This is a genomic window from Pseudomonas sp. NFACC56-3, from assembly GCF_900100025.1.
Taxonomy (GTDB): domain Bacteria; phylum Pseudomonadota; class Gammaproteobacteria; order Pseudomonadales; family Pseudomonadaceae; genus Aquipseudomonas; species Aquipseudomonas fluorescens_AA.
The window spans coordinates 15,390-37,619 of sequence record NZ_FMTK01000004.1 but is presented as its reverse complement, the minus strand read 5'-3'; the positions used below and the strand labels follow the sequence as shown (position 1 = coordinate 37,619).

The 22,230-nt window shown below is 62.7% G+C and carries 15 protein-coding genes and 1 pseudogene; 2 read left to right on the top strand and 14 right to left on the bottom strand.

The window, feature by feature from the left end; genetic code table 11:
- Positions 1 to 30 precede the first annotated feature (30 nt).
- Positions 31 to 1,428 (top strand): aminoacyl-tRNA deacylase and HDOD domain-containing protein, encoded by a 1,398-nt coding sequence (locus tag BLO80_RS07505; RefSeq protein ID WP_092332870.1) that lies wholly within the window; start codon positions 31 to 33, stop codon positions 1,426 to 1,428.
- A 40-nt stretch (positions 1,429 to 1,468) separates the two neighbouring features.
- Here BLO80_RS07505 and BLO80_RS07500 read toward each other — a convergent pair whose 3' ends face one another.
- The 4 genes from BLO80_RS07500 to BLO80_RS07485 all read right to left on the bottom strand — a co-directional run bounded on the left by BLO80_RS07500 (position 1,469) and on the right by BLO80_RS07485 (position 6,482).
- Entirely contained in the window at positions 1,469 to 2,839 is a 1,371-nt protein-coding gene (locus BLO80_RS07500; protein ID WP_092332872.1) for an NHL repeat-containing protein, read from the bottom strand.
- Between the two features lie 285 nt (positions 2,840 to 3,124).
- Positions 3,125 to 4,429 (bottom strand): hypothetical protein, encoded by a 1,305-nt coding sequence (locus tag BLO80_RS07495; protein ID WP_092332874.1) that lies wholly within the window; start codon positions 4,427 to 4,429, stop codon positions 3,125 to 3,127.
- 168 nt (positions 4,430 to 4,597) lie between these two features.
- Positions 4,598 to 5,956, bottom strand: coding sequence for a delta-60 repeat domain-containing protein (locus BLO80_RS07490; protein WP_092332876.1), 1,359 nt, complete (start codon positions 5,954 to 5,956; stop codon positions 4,598 to 4,600).
- 142 nt (positions 5,957 to 6,098) lie between these two features.
- Positions 6,099 to 6,482, bottom strand: a complete 384-nt coding sequence (locus BLO80_RS07485) for a helicase (protein WP_092332878.1) — start codon at positions 6,480 to 6,482, stop codon at positions 6,099 to 6,101.
- 537 nt (positions 6,483 to 7,019) lie between these two features.
- On the opposite strand from BLO80_RS07485, the gene BLO80_RS07480 reads away from it, so the two are divergent.
- Complete coding sequence (locus tag BLO80_RS07480) at positions 7,020 to 7,403, top strand: DUF6124 family protein (protein ID WP_092332880.1); 384 nt, start codon at positions 7,020 to 7,022, stop codon at positions 7,401 to 7,403.
- A 261-nt stretch (positions 7,404 to 7,664) separates the two neighbouring features.
- On the opposite strand, the pseudogene BLO80_RS30570 reads toward BLO80_RS07480, so the two are convergent.
- The 10 genes and pseudogenes from BLO80_RS30570 to BLO80_RS07430 all read right to left on the bottom strand — a co-directional run.
- A pseudogene (locus BLO80_RS30570) lies at positions 7,665 to 7,751 on the bottom strand (nucleoid-structuring protein H-NS); the annotation flags it as partial.
- Positions 7,752 to 8,287: 536 nt separating this feature from the next.
- Positions 8,288 to 9,229: a type VI secretion system-associated lipoprotein TagQ gene (gene tagQ, locus BLO80_RS07470; protein WP_092334069.1), complete on the bottom strand. Its 942-nt coding sequence runs from the start codon at positions 9,227 to 9,229 to the stop codon at positions 8,288 to 8,290.
- Positions 9,230 to 9,315: 86 nt separating this feature from the next.
- The gene (locus BLO80_RS07465) at positions 9,316 to 11,043 is read right to left on the bottom strand and encodes a formylglycine-generating enzyme family protein (RefSeq protein ID WP_092334071.1); all 1,728 of its coding nucleotides are present in this window, start codon (positions 11,041 to 11,043) and stop codon (positions 9,316 to 9,318) included.
- Complete coding sequence (locus BLO80_RS07460; RefSeq protein ID WP_092334073.1) at positions 11,036 to 12,232, bottom strand: ABC transporter permease; 1,197 nt, start codon at positions 12,230 to 12,232, stop codon at positions 11,036 to 11,038. Before BLO80_RS07460 ends, BLO80_RS07465 begins: the two co-directional genes overlap by 8 nt.
- Positions 12,232 to 12,948, bottom strand: coding sequence for an ABC transporter ATP-binding protein (locus tag BLO80_RS07455; RefSeq protein WP_092334075.1), 717 nt, complete (start codon positions 12,946 to 12,948; stop codon positions 12,232 to 12,234). The genes BLO80_RS07460 and BLO80_RS07455 overlap by 1 nt, the downstream gene beginning before the upstream one ends.
- Entirely contained in the window at positions 12,948 to 16,037 is a 3,090-nt protein-coding gene (locus tag BLO80_RS07450) for a serine/threonine-protein kinase (protein ID WP_092334077.1), read from the bottom strand. Before BLO80_RS07450 ends, BLO80_RS07455 begins: the two co-directional genes overlap by 1 nt.
- Entirely contained in the window at positions 16,034 to 16,765 is a 732-nt protein-coding gene (locus BLO80_RS07445) for a PP2C family protein-serine/threonine phosphatase (RefSeq protein WP_092334079.1), read from the bottom strand. Before BLO80_RS07445 ends, BLO80_RS07450 begins: the two co-directional genes overlap by 4 nt.
- On the bottom strand, positions 16,766 to 17,419 hold the full coding sequence (gene tagF / locus BLO80_RS07440) for a type VI secretion system-associated protein TagF (RefSeq protein WP_092334081.1): 654 nt from the start codon (positions 17,417 to 17,419) through the stop codon (positions 16,766 to 16,768).
- Positions 17,416 to 20,916 (bottom strand): type VI secretion system membrane subunit TssM, encoded by a 3,501-nt coding sequence (gene tssM / locus BLO80_RS07435; protein WP_092334083.1) that lies wholly within the window; start codon positions 20,914 to 20,916, stop codon positions 17,416 to 17,418. The genes tagF and tssM overlap by 4 nt, the downstream gene beginning before the upstream one ends.
- Positions 20,913 to 22,226 (bottom strand): DotU family type VI secretion system protein, encoded by a 1,314-nt coding sequence (locus tag BLO80_RS07430; protein WP_072407488.1) that lies wholly within the window; start codon positions 22,224 to 22,226, stop codon positions 20,913 to 20,915. Before BLO80_RS07430 ends, tssM begins: the two co-directional genes overlap by 4 nt.
- Between the last annotated feature and the right edge of the window lie 4 nt (positions 22,227 to 22,230).

The window sequence follows — 22,230 nt, the reverse complement described above, 5'->3', positions numbered from 1 at the left end:
GACCAACTTGTAGGAAAACGGATACAGACCATGACAGAAGCTGCCCTCGTCCCCGAAGCCCCGCACGCTCCGTCTGTTATTCGGCTGTTGCTCGAGAAATTGGGCATCGGCTATGACGAAGTACTCGAACGACCGGGCCTGAACCCCGCCCGCAAAGTGCAGGCGGTGTTGCTGCACGATGCCGTTGGCGCGCTCATGGTGCTGTTTCCGCAAAGCCAGCTGTTGGACCTCAACCGCCTGGCCGAACTCACCGGCCGCAAGCTTACGGCGGTGCCAACCGAGCGCCTGGAGCGCATGCTCGGCAAACACAGCCTGAGCCTGCTGCCCGGGCTGCCGGCACTGACCAGCTCACCGTGCCTGTACGAAGAAAGCCTGCTGCGCGAACCGAAGCTGCTGATCAACTCCGGCGAGCCGGGGCTGCTGCTGGAAGTGACCAGCGAAGCGTTCAAGACCATGCTCACCAAGGCCAGCGCCGCGACGTTCGGCGAAGCCGTGAGCAACATCACCCCCAACCTGGACCGCCCCCACGACGACCGCGCGGAAATCACCCAGGCTGTGCAGGCGTTCACCGCCCGGCGTATCCAGCAACGGCTGGAAGAAACCATCGAGATCCCGCCGCTGGCTGAAACCGCGCAAAAAATCATCAAGCTGCGGGTCGACCCCGACGCCACCATCGACGACATCACCGGCGTGGTGGAAACCGACCCGGCCCTGGCCGCGCAAGTGGTGAGCTGGGCCGCCTCGCCCTACTACGCGTCGCCGGGCAAGATTCGTTCGGTGGAAGACGCCATCGTGCGGGTACTGGGCTTCGATCTGGTGATCAACCTGGCACTGGGCCTGGCCCTGGGCAAGACCTTGAGCCTGCCCAAGGACCACCCGCAACACACCACGCCGTACTGGCACCAGTCGATCTACACCGCCGCCGTCATCGAAGGCCTGACCCGCGCCATGCCGCGCGCACAGCGTCCCGAGGGAGGCCTGACCTACCTGTCCGGCCTGCTGCACAACTTCGGTTACCTGTTGCTGGCCCACGTGTTCCCGCCGCACTTCTCGCTGATCTGCCGGCACCTGGAGGTCAACCCGCACCTGTGCCACAGCTACGTGGAACAGCACCTGCTGGGCATCAGTCGTGAACAGATCGGCTCATGGCTGATGCGCTACTGGGATATGCCCGACGAACTGGCCACCGCCCTGCGCTTCCAACACGACCCCAACTACGACGGCGAATTCGCCGCCTACCCGAACCTGGTGTGCCTGGCCGTACGCCTGCTGCGCGCCCGCAGCATCGGCTCGGGCCCGGATGAAGACATCCCGGATGCCCTGCTCGAACGCGTGGGCCTGACCCGGGAAAAGGCCAATGACGTGGTCAGCAAGGTGCTGGAAGCTGAAGTGTTGTTGCGGGAGTTGGCTGCGCAGTTCGGCCACTGATGGCTCTGTGGCCGGGAGCTCACTCCTTGCCACAGCCGCCTCAGGCCAGATAGCGAATCACCCAGCCGCCGGCGATGTAAGGCAACGGATCAGCCTCCTTCCATACAAAACCACAGAGGACAATCCGGCCATCGGCCATGACGGTCATATCCCGCAGATCTTCATAGCCTTCGTCTTCGTTAAAAACCGTGAAGCCACTGCCGTTGAATGTCGGATCGAGGGAGCCATCGCAACGGTAGCGCGCAGTTAACACCGTAAGTTCTTCAGTGACAAAGCCCTTTCCCGTAATGCCGGCGACGAGAATCGAACCATCTTCCTGCCACTGGCAATGCTCCCATAGCAACCCTTGGGGCACCAGCTGGGAGAACAGCGGCTGCCCACGATTGAAATTGAAATCGAAGAAACCATCGGCGGTTAAAACAATGATCAGACCATTGGAAGCGCCCTCGCGAATGGCCTTGCCCACCGCCACGATGCTGCCATCCGTGTCTCTCACCCGGATTGCCGACAGACCAACCGGCTCCGAGTCCCGAACCGTCACGGTCCCGCCATTGAATTGGGTATCGACACGTCCCGTGGCATCGAAGCGCGTCACATAAGCACCCGCGAAGTTCGTGGCAAGCCGTACATACATGCCGCAAACCAGCACCTTGCCGTCGTTCTGAACCGCAACGCCCTGGACGCTATTCCAGTCATACGTCAAGCCTTCGAGTTCAATGATCGCAAAACCGGTTCCGTTGAACATTGTGTCGGTCGAACCATCCGAATTGAGACGAAGAACGATCCCCTTCATCCTGGCGTCGTCTCCCAAATGGCTGACATGCGCGGTCAGGACGATCTTGCCGTCCAGTTGCTGAACGGCAGACGTACCGGCACGGCTGGAGCTTCGCGGGGCTGTGATAGTGCTCGCTTTCCCAGCCCCTGCGGCGATCTCGGCCCGCACACCCACATCCTCGGGCCAGCCCATGTCGAAATAGGAAATCAAACGCACCCCTTTTTCGCCGAAAGACTTATCCAGTTGACCGTCCTTGTGTTGCCGTACTAGAACCAGCCCTCCGTCCGTTAAGTCGTTTGCTTGATACTGACCCAACAGCAGCCATCCACCGTCGCTTAGCCCGCTGAGGCCAAAAACCTGATCAACGTGAGCCTCGTCCAAAGCCACCTCCACGTAGCCGGCGCCAGCCCCACCAAACTCGGTGTCGAGCGTCCCATCCTCGTGAAGTCGCGCCATTGCGACAGGGGCGCGGAATCCCGACAACAGAATGGCAATCATCAGTTTGTTATCGGGTAAAGCCAGGACCGCAGATGCGGAGTCGCCGGATATTTCAGGAAAGCGCAGTCTCTGGACGCCGCCGTCGGCGAAGGTCGGGTCGAGTGTGCCTGCTTTTACGAGCGCTGCTGACTGAGCCATGGTTATTGCTCCATTAAGGTCGTACACAATCCGGTTTGGATACCGACCTTCATGGAGCGCTTGAGCAAATGGCTTTGCACCTGTCAGCGATGACAGTTGCAACGATCTTTTGGCGATAAAACGCCGACGTTTTATACCAGGACGCCACTTGCGCCCTCGACTACTCTTTCGATAAACGCATGGCGATCAGCAGTTTGTTTCCAGCGAGCGGCCAGGATAGCTTGTGTGGTATTCAGTGGGTCCGGGGCTCGCTAGCCTCATTACCTAGCAGATACCGCAGGCGGTTTAACCCAAGTAACGTAGTATCCACTCATATCCGGAGCCACCGACGACTTCAAAACAACTGATCACGATCCGTTCATCTGCCATGACAACCATATCTCTGAGCATGTTTGGCCCATCGATCCCCTCATAAACAACATAGCCTACGCCATCGTTGAATTGCGGGTCTAAAGAGCCATCAGGGCGGTATCGCGCCGCCAGCACTCCATTATGAGAGGTGTTGAGATTCCCCGCGGTACCTGTAATAACTATCCGGCCATCAGGTCGCCAATCGCATTTTCTCCAAACAAGATCCTTGGCATACAACGTGGCAAACAAGGGAGCTCCATTATTAAAAGCGGAATCGTAGGAACCTTGCTCATTTAGAACAACAATCAACCCTTTTTTTTCATCACCTTCTTCAGCGTCACCGACAACAAGAATTTTCTCAGCGCCAGCACTGTTGCCTATAGCTATCGCACGAAACGCTGCGTTGACCAAAGGCATTATAAAGGGACGGTTGTTATTGAACGTCGGATCCGCACGGCCCTCACTATCGAAACGCACAACATAAATCCCGCCTTCTAGGTCATCCCCGTAACGACCGCAGACCAGCACTTTTGTATCCGACTGAACGGCGACGCCTGAAGCAGTAGTCCATGTGTACTCGACGCCAGGCAATTCCACCCTTGAGCTGCTTCTGTCGAATGTGTCATCCAACGAGCCATCTACATTCAAACGAATAGCAATGGCTCTGATACCTTGCTCAAGAAGGGTTTGATCTACTAATACAATTTTACCGTTTGCGTCCTCTATCGCCGAATATCTCCAGTTTCCCTCCGCTTTGCCTGAATCACTTTCATCTTCTGAACCCTGCTCACGCTGTTGCTCCCGCCCCCAAATAGCCAGACGGACCACACCATTATTTCCAAACTCGCTATTGAATTCGCCATTCTCCCGCAACTTTATGATAATTGTGCCAAAACCCTCGGCGTTACCAAATCGAGCACCTATAATCGATCCGCCGTCAGACAATGAATTAATACCCACTAAAATTGGTTCGATCCCTTTTTCTGGCAATTCAATATAACCCGTTCCCGAGTTACCAAATGTGGTATCGAGTGTCCCATCCTCGTTCAAACGCAAGACCACCATGGGAGCCTCCACTCCCAGTAATGGCATGACCGTAAGCAATTTGCCATTAGGGAGTGCCAAAATACCGGAGGCTCCGGCCGCGGAAACTTCGGGTATGGGAAGTTGCACCTTGCCTCCATCCCCGAAGGATGGGTCAAGCGCGCCTGCCTTAAGATTGCCTGGTGAGTGAGTCATGATTTTTGCTCCATCAGTGTATGAAGTCCAAGCTGGATATCCACCACCTGATAAGGCGCCTTAATCCGCCGCCCCGCACCTGCGAGAAATAACAGTCCTGCTATTCCCAGGAGCCAAACCACTGGCCTTTCAGGCCTCGGGCTTGGCCCTCCCCATGTCCCTGAGCACTCAAACCAGATAGCGGACGATCCAGCTTCCAAAGAAGCGACCCCAAACTGGGCCGGGTAGCTGCCTAAAACCGCCAACGACAATCCGCCCGTCTGGCATTAGCGCCATAACCTCGACAGTCTCGTCATAGACTTCCTCGTCAAACAGCACAAAACCACTGCCATTGAAGGTCAAGTCCAGCGAACCATCAGAGCGAAAACGCGCCGTCAGCGCTGACACACCTTTTTCAACAAGCCCCCTGCCGGTAGTACCCGCAACGACAATGGAACCGTCGGCCTGCCATGCGCAGCGATGCCAGTCATGACCCTTGTCCACTAACTTAGAAAACAGTGGCTGCCCGCTATTGAAAGCAAAATCGAAGAATCCATCGCGACTTAACACGAATATCAGGCCGTGCCTGTCGTAGCCTTGGTCTGGGTTGGGCCAAGTATCCCCTGCGACAAGAATCGCGCCATCGCTTTCTCTCAGCGCCACCGCATTCGCATTACTGAGATTCGGAACGGTCACAAAGCCGGTGCCGGCATTGAAATCGGTATCGAAATGTCCCGTCGCATCCAGACGTATCACATAAATACCCCTGGAATCCGGAGTCGTTTGGCTATATTCCCCGAATACCAACACCTTGCCATCTGCTTGAAGGACAATACCTTTGGCACTTCTAGCGACACGGGGAATGCCCGGGAACACGATGTCCACGGATCCAGTCCCGTTAAACGTGTAGTCAGTAGAGCCATCCGGGTTAAGACGAAGCACCACCCAACGCACGTCGGTGCCGATAAATACCGCACTGCGCAGAACGATCTTTCCATCCGGCTGCACAACCGCAGAAGGACCATTATTGCCCGAAGATAGTGGCGTTTGTGCGGAGGCTTCTCGGTCCCGCCGACTAAACGTCACTGGCCCATCTTCTCCCCCCCTTGACTCAGGACGAAACGGAAGCAAGCGAACACCGTCCTCGCCAAAGCGCGTATCCGGCTGCCCACTTTGCAAGAACCGCACGACATAGGAGCCGGAACCACTGGGCGATCCATATTCTCCGATCACCAGCCACCCACCATCGCTAAGGCCGCTGAGGTGGGAGATCGTTTCCAAATTTGTGTCTGCTTTGGAGAACTCCACCACGCCCGTCCCGCCTCCAAACTCCATATCGATCGATCCATCCTCATTCACTTTCGCCAGTCCGAAAGAGCCGGGCTTTTCCGGCAAGAGCACGGTTATCAGTAGTTTGTTTTCAGCCAGTGGCAGGAGGGCTAGCGTGCGGGGGCCTATTAATTCGGGGGTCGGTAGTGTCAGCACCCCCTCTTCGGCAAAGGTCGGGTCGAGCGTGCCAGCCTGAATGGTGCTTGGTGCCTGGGCCATGATTGTCACTCCATCGAGGTGTATGAAACCACGCTGGTTTCATCACAATGGAGCGCCCAAACATCGATCCGCACACCTGTCAGAGCTGACAGTCGCCATGATCCCTGGCGGCCAAATCATTGGCCTTTCAGGCCAAGCCCGATCAAGCCTTCGGCTTGGCCTTCTTCGGCTTCAAGTACTTGGTCAGCCCCTGGAACCAGATCACCAGCGCCGGGTTGCCCTTGATCTGGATCGACTTGTCCTGAATCCCTGTCATGAACGCCAACTGCTTGTTCTTGGCTTGCATCGTGGCGAAGCCATAGGCGGCGTCCTTGAAGGCGATGGCGAAGGCCGGGGTTGGATAAACGCCGGACTGACTGGTGATGCGCTGGTTCTTCACGGTGAAATGTCGGGCGACCTTACCGTCCAGGGTTTGCAGCTGGAACACCAGCTCCTTGTCACCCAACTGCTGCTGGAACGCCGGATTGGTCCGGCTGGCCTTGCCCATCAACAACCCCAGCATCCACAGCAGAAAACGAAATTTCATGGGCACAGCCTCGTGAAGAAAGATGAATGGCTGGCAGTTTAGCGATTCTTCGGCGCAACGCCATCATCGGATCGCTTTGTCGGAAGATAAGCTGGTTTTCGCGAAAGATGACTACCAAGTCACAAAACCTAAAATCAAAAGATCGCAGCCTTGGGCAGCTCCTACATCGGTTTCTGTAGGAGCTGCCGAAGGCTGCGATCTTTTGATCCCTTTCCCCTGCCAAACCCTCGGACATTTCCTTCAACACGCCGGGCTGTTCATGAACTAGGCAGGGTTCTAGGGCACCGCTAACCTTTGTTCGTCATCGCAAAAAACGGTGACACGGACGTGCAAGTCCGGTACATATCGGCGCGCAACTGCTACCGCCAAACGGCTCATGCTCGTATTGGTGTGTTTATGGCGGCTGCGCGCGGGAGACTCTCGAGGTCTGCCGGGGTCCGATATGCCCGGTCTTGCACACCCGCGCGTAGCTGCCACCTCTTTCGGTGCAACGAAAGGTGTCAGCCTCCATTCAATTACATATCGGGTAATGCATTTATGTTCAAGGTCACTCCAAATCCGCCACAAAGCGGTCACAAATCCCGCGTCGAAGCGCAAGAAGAAAAAAAGCTCGAAGACGCCGCCACTCGCGCCCTCGATTACTACCTCAACCCCAAACCCTCTGACCCACCCGAAATCGATAAAAGCCAGCTCTTCATCGTCGCTCCCCACATCGACACCGAAACCCTGCTCGCCAACGCCTCCGAAGACCTGCTGTCCATCAGCACCATCGCCGCCGACCTGGCTGACGACGTGGATGACTCACGCCGCTGCATCGCCCTGGCAATCAGCCGCATGGCCGATGGGGTGCAATTGTTGGTGGAGCGGGCGTTGGATCATCTGGAAACCAGGGAGATAGCGGCGCCTGATGCCAAGGGATAGCGCTTGCATTGATGCAGGCTGAGCCGACGCCATCGCGAGCAAGCTCGCTCCCACATTGGATCGGGTGCAACCGCAAGAGATAGGCCGGCTATTAGGCCGCCTTCGCGGGCAAGCCCGCTCCCACAATTGGATCGGGGACAGCCAAAGAGCCAGGTCGGCTATAAGGCCGCCTCGCGAGCAAGCTTTGCTTCCACAGTTGGATCGGGGGGACGGCCAAAGAGCCAGGTCGGCTATAAGGCCGCCTCGGCGGGCTTTTGATCTGGGGGCCCCGTTGACCACGCTGGCCGAACGCAGGTATTGCGCAGTGGGCACCTCGGCATGGATGCCGAGGTAGCCGCGCTGGGCCATGGATGGCCCTTCGCGGCGGCCCACGGAGCAATGCCGGAGTGAGGGCACACCGAGCCTAGGCGAGGTGCCGAGTGGTGGGGCAAAGACCTTTTGGTTACTTTTGGGGCGTTTGCCAAAAGTGACCCGCTGTAAGAGCGGAACCGCCAGCCGCCGTTACCGCAGCAACGGATATGTACTCAGTCAACAACCTCCTGGCCGGCTGCTAGGCCGCCTTCGCGAGCAAGCTCGCTCCCACAATTGGATCGGGGTACAACCGCAAGAGACAGGCCGGCTAGAAGGCCGCCTTCGCGGGCAAGCCCGCTCCCACAATTGGATCGGGGTACAACCGCAAGAGACAGGCCGGCTAGAAGCCCGCTCCCACAGGGGATTGGAGGTGTCGCAGATATCACCGGCAACACAAAACAACTGTGGGAGCGAGCTTGCTCGCGATGGCGGCGGGTCAGTCAACAGGGATGCCAACTGAACGGACGCTATCGCGAGCAAGCTCGCTCCCACAGGTTTTGGCTGCTGACCAACGATCAGCAGCCCTCACTCAATCAAACATTCGGGCAAGGAACCGGTGCCCAGTCGCCCAGGTCCGGGTTTTTGCACATGCTGTTGACCTGAGTGGTACCGGCGCTGGCAACCTGCTTGCTTTCATCCTGCTTGGCCTTGGCGGTCAGCAGGGTTTTCTCGGTGGTCACCGCTTCTTTCGGCACGGTCGGCAGGTCTTTCTTCTTGGCCGGTTGTACGTTCTTGTTCTTTTTCTTGTTGGTGGTCTGAGACACGACCGGCGTGGTATCAGCAGTGGCCACAGTCACCACGTCAGTACGCTGCACACCCACTTGCTGCAGGTCTTTCTCGTAGGCCTGGGTGTAGTTGTTCAGGTCTTCGGAGGCTTTGCCATTGACCGCGACGATCAAGTCGTTCGACTCTTTCAGGCCAGCGACGATTTCCGCCAGGCGCTTGCGGCCTTCGGTGTCGTTGACGGTCTTGGCCTTGCGGTCGGCAACCAGTTTGCTGAACGCGCTCTGGTAGCACTGCTGCGAGGTCTTGGCGTAAGCGGTGCTGCGGTCGATGTCGGAGACGCTTTTGTTGACGTCGGCAGCGTAGGAGGCGATGCGCTGGTTGTCGTCGGCGATCTGCTTCTGGCGCTCGGTGTAGTAACCGGCGGCACCACCGGCCAATGCACCGCCCGCGGCACCGATGGCGGCGTTGCGGCCACGGTCTTCCTTGTCGGCGGTCAGGGCGCCCAGCAGCGCACCACCGACGGCACCGACAGCGGCACCGGTGACGACCGACTTGGTCATGTTGCCTTCGGTGGAGCGCAGGTGCTGCACCGGCTCGTAGCAGTTAGGGTAGTACTCGACCTTGGTGCTCGACGCGACCTTGGAGGTCGGCGACGTGGCGCAGCCCGTCAGTACGGTGCTGAAGCCGACAGCGACCATCAGCAAGTGACGCTTGGAAACCGAAGCAAATGGTTTACGGGAGAAAAGCATAGTTGTGTTCTCGTTTAAGTGTTGACCAAGCTCAGCGCGGCGCTATCGCCGCCTGAGTCCCTTCCAAGCTCGCTGACAACGAACGCTCAAGACCGCTGAGCGCTCGATGCGAGCAATTCCTTCAATATCGCCGCCGGGTCGGCTCGTTTTTGCTGACGATAATCCCCGACATGACGAACGAATAACGTTGCGCGCGCCACCAGGCTCTTGCCCAGTACCGGCTTGCGTTCCAACTCTTCCTTGATGCGCTGGAACTGCGCCTGGATCACGGCATCGGTGTAGCGGGTGCCGGTGGCCAGGTTGTCGATGTAGATCGCCACCGCGCCATCCAGCGCGCTGCGGCCGTTGTCGATGGCCGTGGCGAACAGTTGCGCGCTGGCCTCATCCTTGGCATCCAGCGCGGCCTGCCGGCTGTTCTGCAGATTGGTCAGGCGGATGTTGTAGTTGTTGACGGTCTCGGCCACCAGGGCCGACGACTGGATCAGGTTGCCCGCCGCTTCTTCGCGTTGCTGGGCGATGAGTGAGACGTTGCGTTTGAGCTCTTCGTTGACCAGGCCCAGTTCGGCTTGCAGGCGCGGGTCGGCGCTGGCGGCGATGATGCTGTCCAGGCGTTTGGTCGGGTCGTCGGCGTCATCGATGGCGTCGGTCAGGGACGCGAGGCGGCCTTCTTTCTGCCATTGGGCGAACAACTCCTTGTAGCGTGAACGCGGCGCCGACAACGCCCCAACGGCCACGCGGAAGCCGGTGGTTTCGTTGCTCTGCTCGGTACCGTCGGCGGCGAACAGCGGGTACTCGCGACGCATCCCGGTGAACAACGTGCCCTCGCCTTCCAGGTAGTTGCCGCCCTTGACCACGAAGCCGCCATAGGCGCCCTGGCGGCGACCGGCGTGCACCAACTGGAAGGATTCCTGGACCATCTCGGCCGCGTTGCCCACCACGTCGAACAGACCGATGGGGTTCGGCAGCTTGGTGCCGATGGGCATCAGCCGCGCTGCCTGGCCGGTGCCACCGGCGACCTGGTTGAACACCGCCCAATCGGCCAGCGGCCCGTCGCTCTCACTGCCTTCCAGGCGCCGGGGAAACAGGCGCCCTTCCAGGTCTTGACGGCTGACGGCTTGCCCGCCACGGGCGGCGAATTCCCATTCGACTTCCGTCGGCAAGCGCACGAAACCCAACCCGCCGTCTTCGGCAGAGGTGCCGCGACCGCTCACCGGCAGCAGGTCCTTGTGGTATTTCATCAACCAGGCGCTGTACACCGCCGAGAAGCGCTCGGCCTCGAACTTCGACAGTTTCACCTTGGGCAAACGCCCCGCCACGCCTTGGGGCAAATCGGCTTGCAGGGTTTCGCAGGCCGGCGCCGCTTCGCCACTGGCCAGCGATTGCGCCTGGGCCATGACCTGGGCGTATTGGCGGGCCGTGACCTCGTACTTGCCGATGAAGTACAGCATCGGCTTGAGCGGCGTCTTGGCGTCGGTCTTGGGCATCAACGGCGTGATGGTCTTGTTCCAGTCCGTGGGCAGGTCCTTGAGGGTGAACTGGCCGTTGATGAAGTCGCGCCGGTAGCCGGAAATGAACGACTGTTGATAACCCGCCTCGCCTTCGCTGAACGGGTAACCGAGGCTGATCTCGCGGTCATCCAGGGTGCCCTGGGCGAGGATGTAGACGTAGCGGAACACCATCTGGCCTTCGCACGGCAGCGGCAGGCTGACGTCGTCGGGCAACGGCTTGGGGTTGTCCAGCTTGTCCGTGCCTTCATCTGCCCAGACCATGCTGGCCAGGCTCAGCGCCACGGCGGCGCCCAATAACTTATACATCGCGAATTCCTTCACACGCCTGGATGCGCGCCACCCGCCAGCCACCACAAGCCGCCGCGACGGCGCTGACGCCGAGCACGGCCACCAGGGCCAAGGTGTAGTGACGCACCAACAGATGACTGGCGTATTCGCCGGGCATCTGTGCAAATAAATAATTCAGGCCCGACTGCGCCAGGCCATACAGGCCGGCACTCAGCAGGGCCGCGAACGTTGCGCTGTAGAGCGCCTGCAACACCACGAACAGCAACAGTGCCGCGGTGGAAACCCCCAGCAGGCGCAACACCGACAGCTCCCGACGCTTACGCTCGACCGCCGCCAGGGCGCCGGCAAAGATCGCCGCGAAGGCGCCGGCCAAGGCCAACCCGGCGATGATCCAGAACACGATCGACAGATTGCGGCTCAGCGATTGCACTTGTGCGATGGTCTGGGCCTGGGTCGAGACCAGCAGGTTCTGTCCGGCGAAATACTGACGCAGCGGCTCGACGTCGCCGAGGCTGCGGGCATACAAACGAAACGCCGGGTAGACCCGTTGCCCGGCCACACTCACCGCATCGCCCGGCCAGCCGAACGCGGGCACGGCGCGGCCATCGCGGTAATCCTCGGCGGCCTCCAGCAAGGCCAGCGGTGCAAACAGACCGTCCCGGGCGAAGGCTTCCAAGGGCAGCACGTGCAAGACCTGAACGCGGGTGCGCTGCGCCTCGCTGCGACCGGCCACCTGCCGGCCGAAACTGGCCTGCACCCAATCGCCAGCCTTGGCGCCGAGCTTTTCAGCGGCGGTCTGGCTGAGCACCACTTGATCCAGGCCTTGAGGCACCGGCAAATGCTCGAACAAGGGATCGTTGGCCGCAGTGGGAATCATCTCGACCGTAACGGCCGAAGCCTCGCTGCTCAGATCCGCCGTGGCGGCGATCTGGCGGGTGCGCGGCAAGGCAAAGGCCACGTCGCCGCGCTGGCTCAATTGTTCGATGAATTCGGCACTGAAGCGACCGCCGCCCAAGGGGATGATTTCCCGGGTGGCCGGGTCGTTCTGCAAGCGCTCGGTCAGGCTGCTGACCAGGCCGAACTTCAGGCCGAACAACACCAGCAGCGGCGCGACAACGGCCACCAGCGCGAGCACCGAGCAGGCCGACAGCCAGGCATCGTTGCGGTAATCCTGCCAGGCCAGGGAAGCCACCAGCGCGCCGCGCATCAGCAAGCCTCCCCGAGGGTGGCGGTGACACCGCCGTCGGCATCGCGACGGCAACTGATGCGGCGCACCTGCAAACCGCTGGCGCGGGCCAGCGCCTCGTCGTGGGTGGCGACCACACAGCACACGCCGTGTTCGCGAGCCTGGGCCACCAGCAACTGCATGACGCGCTCGGCGTTCAGCGGGTCGAGGGCGGCGGTCGGCTCATCGGCCAGCAGCAGGCGCGGCCCATGGGCCAACGCCCGGGCACAGCTGACCCGCTGGCGCTGACCGACGGATAAGTCCGCCGGCTTCTTGTCCAGTTGATCGGCGATGTCCAACTGCCCAGCCAGGCGCGTCACGCTTGCGTCATCCTTCAAGCCCAGCAATTTGCGCGACAACGCGATGTTGCCGCGCACATCCAGGAAGCCCAACAGGCCGCCGGTTTGCAGAACATAACCCAGGTAACGGCTGCGCAGCTCGGCCAAGGTGCCCTGTTGCGACGCACGCCACAATTTGGCGATGTCCAGCGGCGTATCGACGGGCGTGAAGTCGAACTGCCCAGCCTGATCCGGCGCCGACACCAGCGCCAACAGGTCCAGCAACGTACTCTTGCCACAACCGCTGGGGCCGACCACCGCCAGTTGTTCACCGCCGCGCAATTGCAGCCGTGGAATCACCAGGCTGTAGCGCTGGCTGCCGGCGCCCCGGCTTTTGTGCACGGCGCTCAGGGTCAGCATCACGGCAGCGTCGACAACGGAACGCGGTACAAGGCATCGCCCGGCTCGGCGTCGCCGAAGCGCACCCAGTTGGCGAGGTCGTTGTGGAAGGTTTCGTAGAGGCGGATTTTCGAATCCAGCTCGTCGATGAAATCTTCCTGCTCGGCCACGCTCAAGGACAGCCACAAGTCCTGGGTCATGTTCAGCGACTTGCTGCGGTACGGCAGCCCTTCCAGGTACTCGCCCAGAATCCCGCCGTCGGCCAGGTTGCCGCCCTTGCGCAGGGCCGACGGGTCGCGGCTCATGTAGGCACTGGCGCTGGCGATTTCCTGGAAGAAATCCTTGGGTGAGCTCTGGGTCTTGCGGGCCGCGTCGACGATCAGTTTCAGCGACTGCTGCAGGTCGTTGAGTTGCAGCTTGGTCAGCATCACGCAGACCTGGAACGCCGGCAGCGCCGGGTTGGTCAGGTCGCGGTCGGCGGTCCAGGCGCTGACCAATTGCGGCGCCTGGCTGGCGGATTTGCGCCCCAGGAAATCCATGTGCATCGCGTAGCCGACCGCGGCCGACTTGTCGGCCAGGCTCGGCGCGGCGCTCAACAGCGGCACGGCTTGCGGTTTGTTGCTGCGTACCTGGTGCACCAGGTCGGCGAACACCGAACCGATCTCGTCGACCCGCTCGCCGAACTTGCGCACGTCGGCGCCCGGCACCGGAATGTACAGGTCGCCGATCTGCGGGTTAGCGTCGGCGGTCAGGGTGCGGTACTGGCTCTGGGCGCCGGCATGGGTTTTCTTGCCCGCGTCGCTGAGCAGGTGCAAGGCATAGATCTTGATCTGCTTGCCCAGCGCCGCCTGGCGCACTTCGGCCTCGTTCATTTGCGTGGCGGCAAATGGGTCGTTCTTGCGCAGTGCACCGGCGTCGGTGACCAACAGGATCAAGCGCCCACCGTAACCGGACCAGTCCATGCCTTCGACGGCTTCCATGACCCCGGCGAACGCATCTTCGTTGAACGAATGGCTCGACACCGTCGATGCCTTGACCTGCCGCGCCAGCTCCATGAAGCGCTGCGGGTCGCGGCCCTGTTCGAGGGTGATCAAGGTCTTGGCGACGTATTCCAGGCCTGGGGTTTTCTTGGTGCTGTTGCGGAAACCCACCATGCCGAAGCTGACGCTGTCCAACTCGCCGCGCTCGGCGATGCGGGTTTGCAGTTCGTGGACCACGTCGCGCACCTGGTCGATGTAGGGCTGCATCGACACAGTGGTGTCCACCACCAGCACCACGGCGGTGCGGAACGCGTCGGCGTTGGCGGTGGTGATCGGCGTGTTGCCCGCCGCCTTGGGGGTGTTGCCCGGGTCGATGGACGCCACGTTCAGCAACTGCACCGGCTGGCCGTTTTCATCGAGGCTTTCGCGGGAATCGAAGATCGGCAACAGATAGAACTGGCTCTGCGGCACCGCGCTGGCGGCCGGTTCAAGGGCCAGCACTTGCTGGTCGTCCTGGGGGCTCTGCTGGGCCTTGAGCAATACGTTCTTGGCGGCCGATGGGTTAGCCAGGAGCTTTTCCACTTCGCCAGGCTGACGCAGGAACATCACGGGCGCACGGCCGGAACGTTCGGTGAATTTGAGCACCAGGCTTTGCTTCCAGTCGCTGACCTGGGCGGCGGGTAGCCAGCCGTCGCTGCGCCCGTCGGTGGCCGCGCCGACCCGCACCCACGAGCCGCCATCGACGTCTTTGCGCTGATACACGTACAACACCGAAAACGCCGGCAGTGCCTTGCCCGGTGCGGCACCCGGCGCCTCGGCGAGTTTCGCCCCCGGCTTGCTGAGCACGCGCTGGAACAGGGTCTTCTTGCCGGCCATCAACAGCGGCCGCTGGCCGCCGTCGGCCTCGGTCGCCACGGGGGGCTGGGCCGGCGGGGCGACGGGGGGCTTGACCGCCGGCACTTCCGGGGCTTTCGGCGGCTTCACTTCCGGTGGCTTGACCGAGGTGGTCGTGGCCACTGGCGTCTTCACCTCCTTGCCATCGTCACCGGCCAACCACCAATAACCCGCGCCACCCAACGCCAGCGCCACGGCGACCGCAACGGCGGCCAGGGCGAACACCGGGCCCTTGCGTTGCTCCGACACCGAGGATTGAGCCGTCGGTTTTATCGGCGGTGGAACGGGCTTGGACTGTGGCTGCGGCGGTGAATAAGCCGGGCCGCTGGGAATGTCGATGGACATGGGCGTCAAGCCCGCCAAGTCATCCACCGCAGGCGGCGTGGTCGGCAGTTGCAACGATAACGGCCGGATCAGCGTCGCTTCCGACTCCTCAGGCAGGTTATCCAGCGCCCGCAGCAACGCCGCCGCGTCCGGAAAACGCTCCGCCGGGTCCTTCGCCAATAGTTTGCGCAACACGTCCTGGTAACGGCCGTGGTGCACCGGCAACTCCGGCAACGGTTCGGTCAGGTGCGCCAGGGCCGTGGACAGTGCGTCGTTGCCGATATACGGCAGTTTGCCGACGAGGATTTCGTAGAGCACCACGCCCAGGGCGTACAGGTCGGCGCGACCGTCGATGTCTTGCCCACGGGCCTGTTCCGGGCTCATGTAGCTGGGCGTACCGACGGCAAAGCCGGCCTGGGTGAACTGGGTGCGGTCGTCCAAGGACTTGGCGATGCCGAAGTCCGAGAGCACCGCCGTGCCATCGGCGCGGAACAGGATGTTGGCCGGCTTGACGTCCCGGTGGACCAGGCCCAAGCCATGGGCATACCCCAGGGCCGAGGCGATCTGGCGGATGTAGGTCAGGCCCTGCTCCGGCGTCAGGCCCGCGGCGATGCGTTCCTTGAGCGTGCCGTTGGGCAGGTATTCCATCGCCATGTAATACAGTTCACCGACGTTGCCGATGTCATGGATGGTGACGGTGTGCGGGTGCGACAAGCGCGCCAGGGTCTTGCCTTCGCGCAAAAAACGCTCGCAGAACGTCGGGTCGGCGGCCAGGGCTGCCGCCATCACTTTCAACGCCACCTTGCGCTCCAGCGAACGCTGGGTCGCCAGGTACACGCTGGCCATCGCGCCTTCGCCGATCGGCCCTTCGATGTCGTAGCCGGGGATGACAATGTTCAGGGTCAAGCTCATGACGGCACCTTCACGACCACCACGGTGATGTTGTCCGGCGCGCCGCGCATCAGGCCCAGGGACACCAGGCTGCTGGCGATTTCGCCGGGCTCGTCGTGGCTCAGTACCTCGCGGATCTCCTCGTCCTCGACGGTCTTGGTCAGCCCGTCGCTGCACAACAGGTAGCTGTCGCCAGGCACCAGCAGCAGTTCGGTCAGCGCCAGGTTCAGTTGCGCCTCGACGCCAATGGCCCGGGTGACGATGTTGGCCCGCGGGTGCACCCGCGCCTCGGCTTCGCTGAGCAGGCCGCTGTCCTGCAGATCCTGGACGTAGCTGTGGTCCCGGGAGATGCCTTCGAGCACGCCGTCGCGCAGGCGATACAGGCGGCTGTCACCGGCCCACAGGCACATGCCCCGCAGGTCGCGGGCGGCCAGGACCACCACGGTGCTGCCCATCATGGTCACGCCACGGTTGGCGGTTTCTTCCCGCACGGCGGCGTTGACCCGTAGCAGGTCGCTCTGCAGCGCCGCGACGTATTCGTCCAGCGAACGCCCCACGGCGATGCCGCGCAGGCTGTCGACGATCAGGCTGCTGACGTAATCGCCCGCCGCGTGCCCGCCCATGCCGTCGGCCACCACCCAGAGGCCGTTTTCCGGCAGGTCCAGGCAGGCGTCTTCGTTGACCTGGCGAACCATCCCGACATGGCTCTTGCTTGCAGACTTGATTGCTTTTCCGGCACTTGGACGCATCTACACAACACCTTCTTGGCCGAGCAAAAATTGCGCAAAATCAGCGGCTGCCGGCAATCCCTGGCAGCGCATCAAACCCGGGGCAATGCGCTCCGATCCCTGGCCCCACCACAGGCTCGCGCCTTCGCAGGCCGCCTCGGCCAGGGCGCTCATGCGCCGCTGCGGGTCGGTGGCATCGAAGCGATGCAGGCTGGCGAAACGGCTGCTCGACGTGCGCGGCAGGTACATCGGGCTACCGAGGGTTTCCAGCTGTTCGTTGAACGCCTCGAAACTGGCCTCCACGCTCAACGTGCTCAGCAACAGGTTCTCGACCCGCTCGAACCACTCGTCCGCACCGCCCACCACGGACGCCGGGTCCGCGTCGGGCTCCAGCAGCACCGCGACGGTCAGCGGGAAATAACGGCCGACCCGGTCGATGCTCGGCATCACCACCCCACAAGCGGCGTCCGGGCCACACACCCCCGGCGCGACCATGAAGCGCCACAACGGGCTGACCAGATAAGCATCCAGCCAGCGCTCGCCGAGGCTGCTCTGGCTGGCGAGCAAACCCGCCGCCAACCACGAATCCCACGGGCCGATAAACCCCTGGGGCAAGCCACGGCTGACGAAGTCGCCGCGGCTGGCCAACTTTCCGTAAAAGCCCGGCGTACTCATAGCCGCTCCGGCAGGCTGAAGCCGCTGAGCACCCGGCTCTTGAACGGGTTGAAGGCGCTGTTGGCCCGCAGCTCGTAAGAGGCGCTGGCACCATCGACCCGCAACCGCAGGTTGAAGCGATCCGGCGAGTTGCCGGCGGTCAGGTCCGATTGCTCCAGCAAGCGGAACCAGGCCCACGGCCCATCCAGGGTGATGCCGGAACGCCCGCTGGACGACGGCGGCATGATGGAGATCCGCACCACGCCGATGCTGCCCGGGTTCGGCCACTGCATGGCGGTCGGACGGCTCGGGCCGTGGTCGTAGCTCAACTGCTGGCCGTCGAGGTCGAGCAGGAATTGGGTGATGGTCGAGTCCATCGCCACCGGCTTGAGTTCGAAGCGCACCATCGGCTGGGTGCCGCCGGAACGGAAGAACGCATCGCGGATGGTCGCCGCACGCTGGAAGGTCTGCAGCGCGCCGGGGGAGATGCCGAGCTTCTGCGCCGCGCCCGGCTGCCAGCGCCAGGTCGGCGTCGAGGTGTCGACGTAGGGTTGCAGGTACTTGCGGAAGTAGTTGTCCATCACCCCGCCGACGCCGAAGAACTGGCCGAAATCGTCCAGGGTCGCGTCCCGCGCACTGCCCGGCGACATCGGATAGCGCCCGGCCAGGGACTGGCGATAGATGTTCACCACTTCGCTGGTCCAGGCGGCGTTCAGTTGGTTGCGCACCCCGCCCATCATGCTGTTGGTGGTGGAGTTGACCACCGACTTGACCAGGCCCTGCACCAGCGGCGGCTGGCGTTCGGCATTAAGGCTGACCCGGGTGGCGGCGGCCGTGGCCTGGTTCTTGGCTTCGCCGAGCAAGGCGTCGCCGCTGGCCCCGACCATGGCGCTGACCTGTACGTACAGAGCGTTCATGTCGGCCAACAGACCGTCGATGGCCGCCGGCTCGCCTTCGCTTTTGCTGACGATGCTGTTGAGCTCGGCGAAGTGCGCGGTGATCGGGTCATCGCTCGCCGCCGGCGCGTTTGGCGTCGCCTGCTCCTGGCCGAGCAAGCTGCCCAGGTGTTCCTTGAGCTTGTCCACGCTGCCTTCCACCGACGCACCTTGGGCGGCCAGCAGGCGTTCATCCTGTTGCAGGTCGGTTTCCTTCGCCACCGCCACCAGCAGTTTTTTCAGCGGCGAGGTCGGGCCGGAAATCACCCGCAGCACATCGGCGGCCTGGGCCACGCTGGTGATCGGCACGAAGTCGATGTCGGCCAGCAAGGCGTCCCATTGGCGCAGGTAGTCCTGGAAGTACAAGCGACGCACATCGGCGGCCAGGCTGGCGACGTTCTGCTGATCGGCTTGCTCAAAGCCCAGCACCCACTGCTCTTCGGCCAGGGTGCCGGTCTGGCTCATGCTGGTGAGCAAGAAGCCCTGGCGGTAGCCCTTGACGGTGAAGAACCCGCTCAGTGGTTCGCCCAGCGGCTTGCCGCTCTTGCGGCTGAACACCAGCGCCGCGTCACGCCCGGCGGCTTCGTTGATGCGGAAATCCGGGATGCCTTCGGGCAGTTTCTGGCGCTTGATCCGGTCATAGACCCGCTGGGCCACCGGCAATTGCTGCAACTGGCGGCGCAGGTCTTCGACCAGGCGCGGGTCCAGGCGCGCGAGGGGCGGACGCCGCTCGAACAACGCCTGCAAATGCGCGGTCAGGGCCTGGCGCTGCTCGGTCGGCAAGTCCCGCGGCAGGCTGCGGTCCCAATCCAGGGCGATCCAGGCCTTGATGAAGTCGGCGTCGTAATGCTCGGTGTCGGCGAGCATCAGGTAGGCCTTCAAGCCTTCGTAGAGGAAATCCGAATTGCCGCCGCTGTGCAGTTGCTCTTCGATGCGCGTCAGCAGGCGTGGCGCGAACACCGCGATCAGCAGCTTGCGGTAGACGCTGCCGGACTCGGCTTCGAGCATGTCGCCCTGGTACAGGCCCAGGCCTTCGGCCCAGCTCGGGGCGTCGTCGGCCAGGTGTTTCACGGCGTTGAGCAAGGGCAACACCGCGAGCACATCCCGTTGCGCCGGGCTGAGGTTCTGCACGGCCTGGCCCAATGGCGCGACCTTCTGATCGACCTGGGCGATGTAGGCCTGGTTGGCACGGTAGCTGACCCACCACAACGTGCTGACCACCAGCACCAGCAGCACCGTGGAGGCCAGAACACCGCGGGCGATCCACTTGCGTCGACGCTCGACCTTGGGGTCTACGCCCACCAACCCACGCTCGGCAAACGCTACAGCGGTGAAGAGTTTTTCGATGAAGTAGCTGCGCCCGGTGCCGGTCTGGCGTGCCAGGTGCTGGCGGTCCAGGTTCATGCTCTGGGCCATGGAGCCGATCAGGCGGTCGATCGGGCTGCCTTCCTGGGTGCCGCTGGTGAAATACACACCGCGCAGCAACACGCGCTCTTCGAAGGCGTTGGGTTTGAACACGCCTTCGAGGAAGCTTTGCAGGCAATCCTTCAGGGCGCCGAACTGCTGCGGGAAGCCGTAGATCAGGTCGCGCCGCGCCGGGTCGCGCTCTTGTTGCAGGCGCTCCACCAGACGGTCGTTGAGGCGTTGCTCAAGGCCGGTGAATTCGCTTTGCAGGTGCGCCAGCGGGCTGTCGTTGCTCTTGCCATCGTCCAGGGCGAAGGTCATGCCCCAGACCTGGGCGCGCTCTTCCTTGCTCAGGGTATCGAAATACTCCATGAACCCGGGCACCAGATCGAGCTTGGTCAGCATCAGGTAGATCGGGAAGCGCACGCCCAGCTGGGTGTACAGCTCCTGGATCCGCAAGCGAATCGCCGCGGCATGGGCGGCGCGCTCGGCGTCGCTGCCCAGCAGCAGGTCGGACAGGCTGATGGCGATGAACGCACCGTCAATCGGGCGTCGGGCCCGTTGCTTTTTCAACAGTCCCAGGAAACCCAGCCAGGCGGCCTTGTCGATGGTCGCGTCGCTGTCCTGGGTGGTGTAGCGGCCGGCGGTGTCGAGCAGGACCGCCTGGTCGGTGAACCACCAATCGCAATTGCGCGTGCCGCCGACACCGCGCACGGCACCGGCGCCCAGTTGCGCGGCCAGGGGGAAATGCAGCCCGGAGTTGACCAGCGCGGTGGTCTTGCCCGAACCCGGCGGGCCGATGATCACGTACCACGGCAGCTCGTAGAGGTTGCGGCGCTCGTCCCCGCCCAGCTTGGCTTTCTTGAGCAGGGCCAAGGCTTCGTCCATGCGCTGGCGCAGGGTTTCGAGCTCCTCAAAGGTGGCGATGCTGGTGGGGTCGGGCGGGGTTTGCGCGGCCAGGCTGCGCATCACTTCGGCGGCCTGACGGCGCGCCTGGATGATGCGAAATACCCGGTAGGCGATCCACACCGCGAACACCAGGATGATCAAGGCCCAGCGGCGGCCTTCGGGCACCAGCCACTCCAGCAGCGGGCCGACGAACCAGATGATCAGGCTCAGGGCGATCAGCCCCAGCAACGGGATGACCCAGCGGGTCATAAAACTGAAAAACGCCTTCACTCGACCCCCTCCGCCAATACTGTGATTTCAACCCGACGATTGCGCGCACGCCCCTCTGGGGTGGCGTTGGACGCCAACGGCTCGGTGTCGCTGCGGCCTTCGGCGCTGAAGCGCTCGGGCTGGCCGGTCTTGGCCGAAAGGATTTGCAGCACCGATTGGGCCCGCGCTTCGGACAACGCCCAGTTGGACGGGAACCGGAGGGTGGCGATCGGCCGATTGTCGCTGTGGCCGGTGACCAGGACCTGGCCCTTGACCTTGCGCACCGCATCGGCGATGCGCAGCATCAGCGGCTGGAAATCGTCCTTGATGCTGGCGCTGCCCGAGGCGAACAGTTCGTCGCCGCGGATGGTCACCACCGAGCGGTCGACGGCGTCTTCCACGGCAATCCGGTTGGCGCGGATTTCATCGGCCAAAAAACCGGCCAGGCGTGGGCGCTCGACCACTTTCGGCTGCACCACGGGGCGGTCGATGGTCTGCACCGGGATTTCGCCCAGAAAGTGAATGTTCTTGAACACCGGCTCGGCATCGGAGGCCAGTTTCATGCGCAGGCCGAACAGCAGCGCCAGCAGCAAGGCCGCGCCGATGGCCACGGCGATCCACGGCGGCATGAACTGCGCCAGTCGGTCACGGGCCACGGTGACACCGCGCCAGTGCGGCGACAGCTCGCGCTCGTAGTCGCCCCGGGCGCTGCGGATCACCGCACTGGTGCGCTCACGCAACGCTTCCAGTTGGCTGCGACCGTCGTTCATCACCCGGTAGCGCCCCTCGAAACCCAGGCACATGCACAGGTACAACAGCTCCAGCAGGTACAGGCGCTCGCGGGGACTTTGCAGGCAATGCTCCAGCAGCTGGAACACCTTCTCGCCGCCCCAGGCTTCGTTGTGCACGGTGATCAACAGGCTTTGCTTGCCCCAGTCACTGGTGCCACCCCACGGCGTGCTCAACACCGCCTCGTCCAGCGCGGTGCACAAGGCGTAGCGGGCCAGCAACACATCGTTGCGCACCACACCGGCGGCCTCGGCGCGCTCTTCGAACTGGCGCAGGTAGGCCAGCAGTTGCGCGCGCAAACTGGCCGGCGCCGGGTGGGCGATGGTGTTGCGCAGGCGCGTCAGCAGGGCCAACAGCGGGCCGGCGGCGCTTTCCAACGGGTTGAGGCCCTCGGCCTTGCCGGTCAGGACCGGCGCGGCCGGCATCGACAGCGGCGCCGGCTGTGGACGACCCGGGTCCGGACGGCCAGGGTCCGGGCGGAATGGATCGGCGCCACGGCCACCGGGCGTCGGCATGAATTGGGTACGATCGTCGTTGCTCATCGCG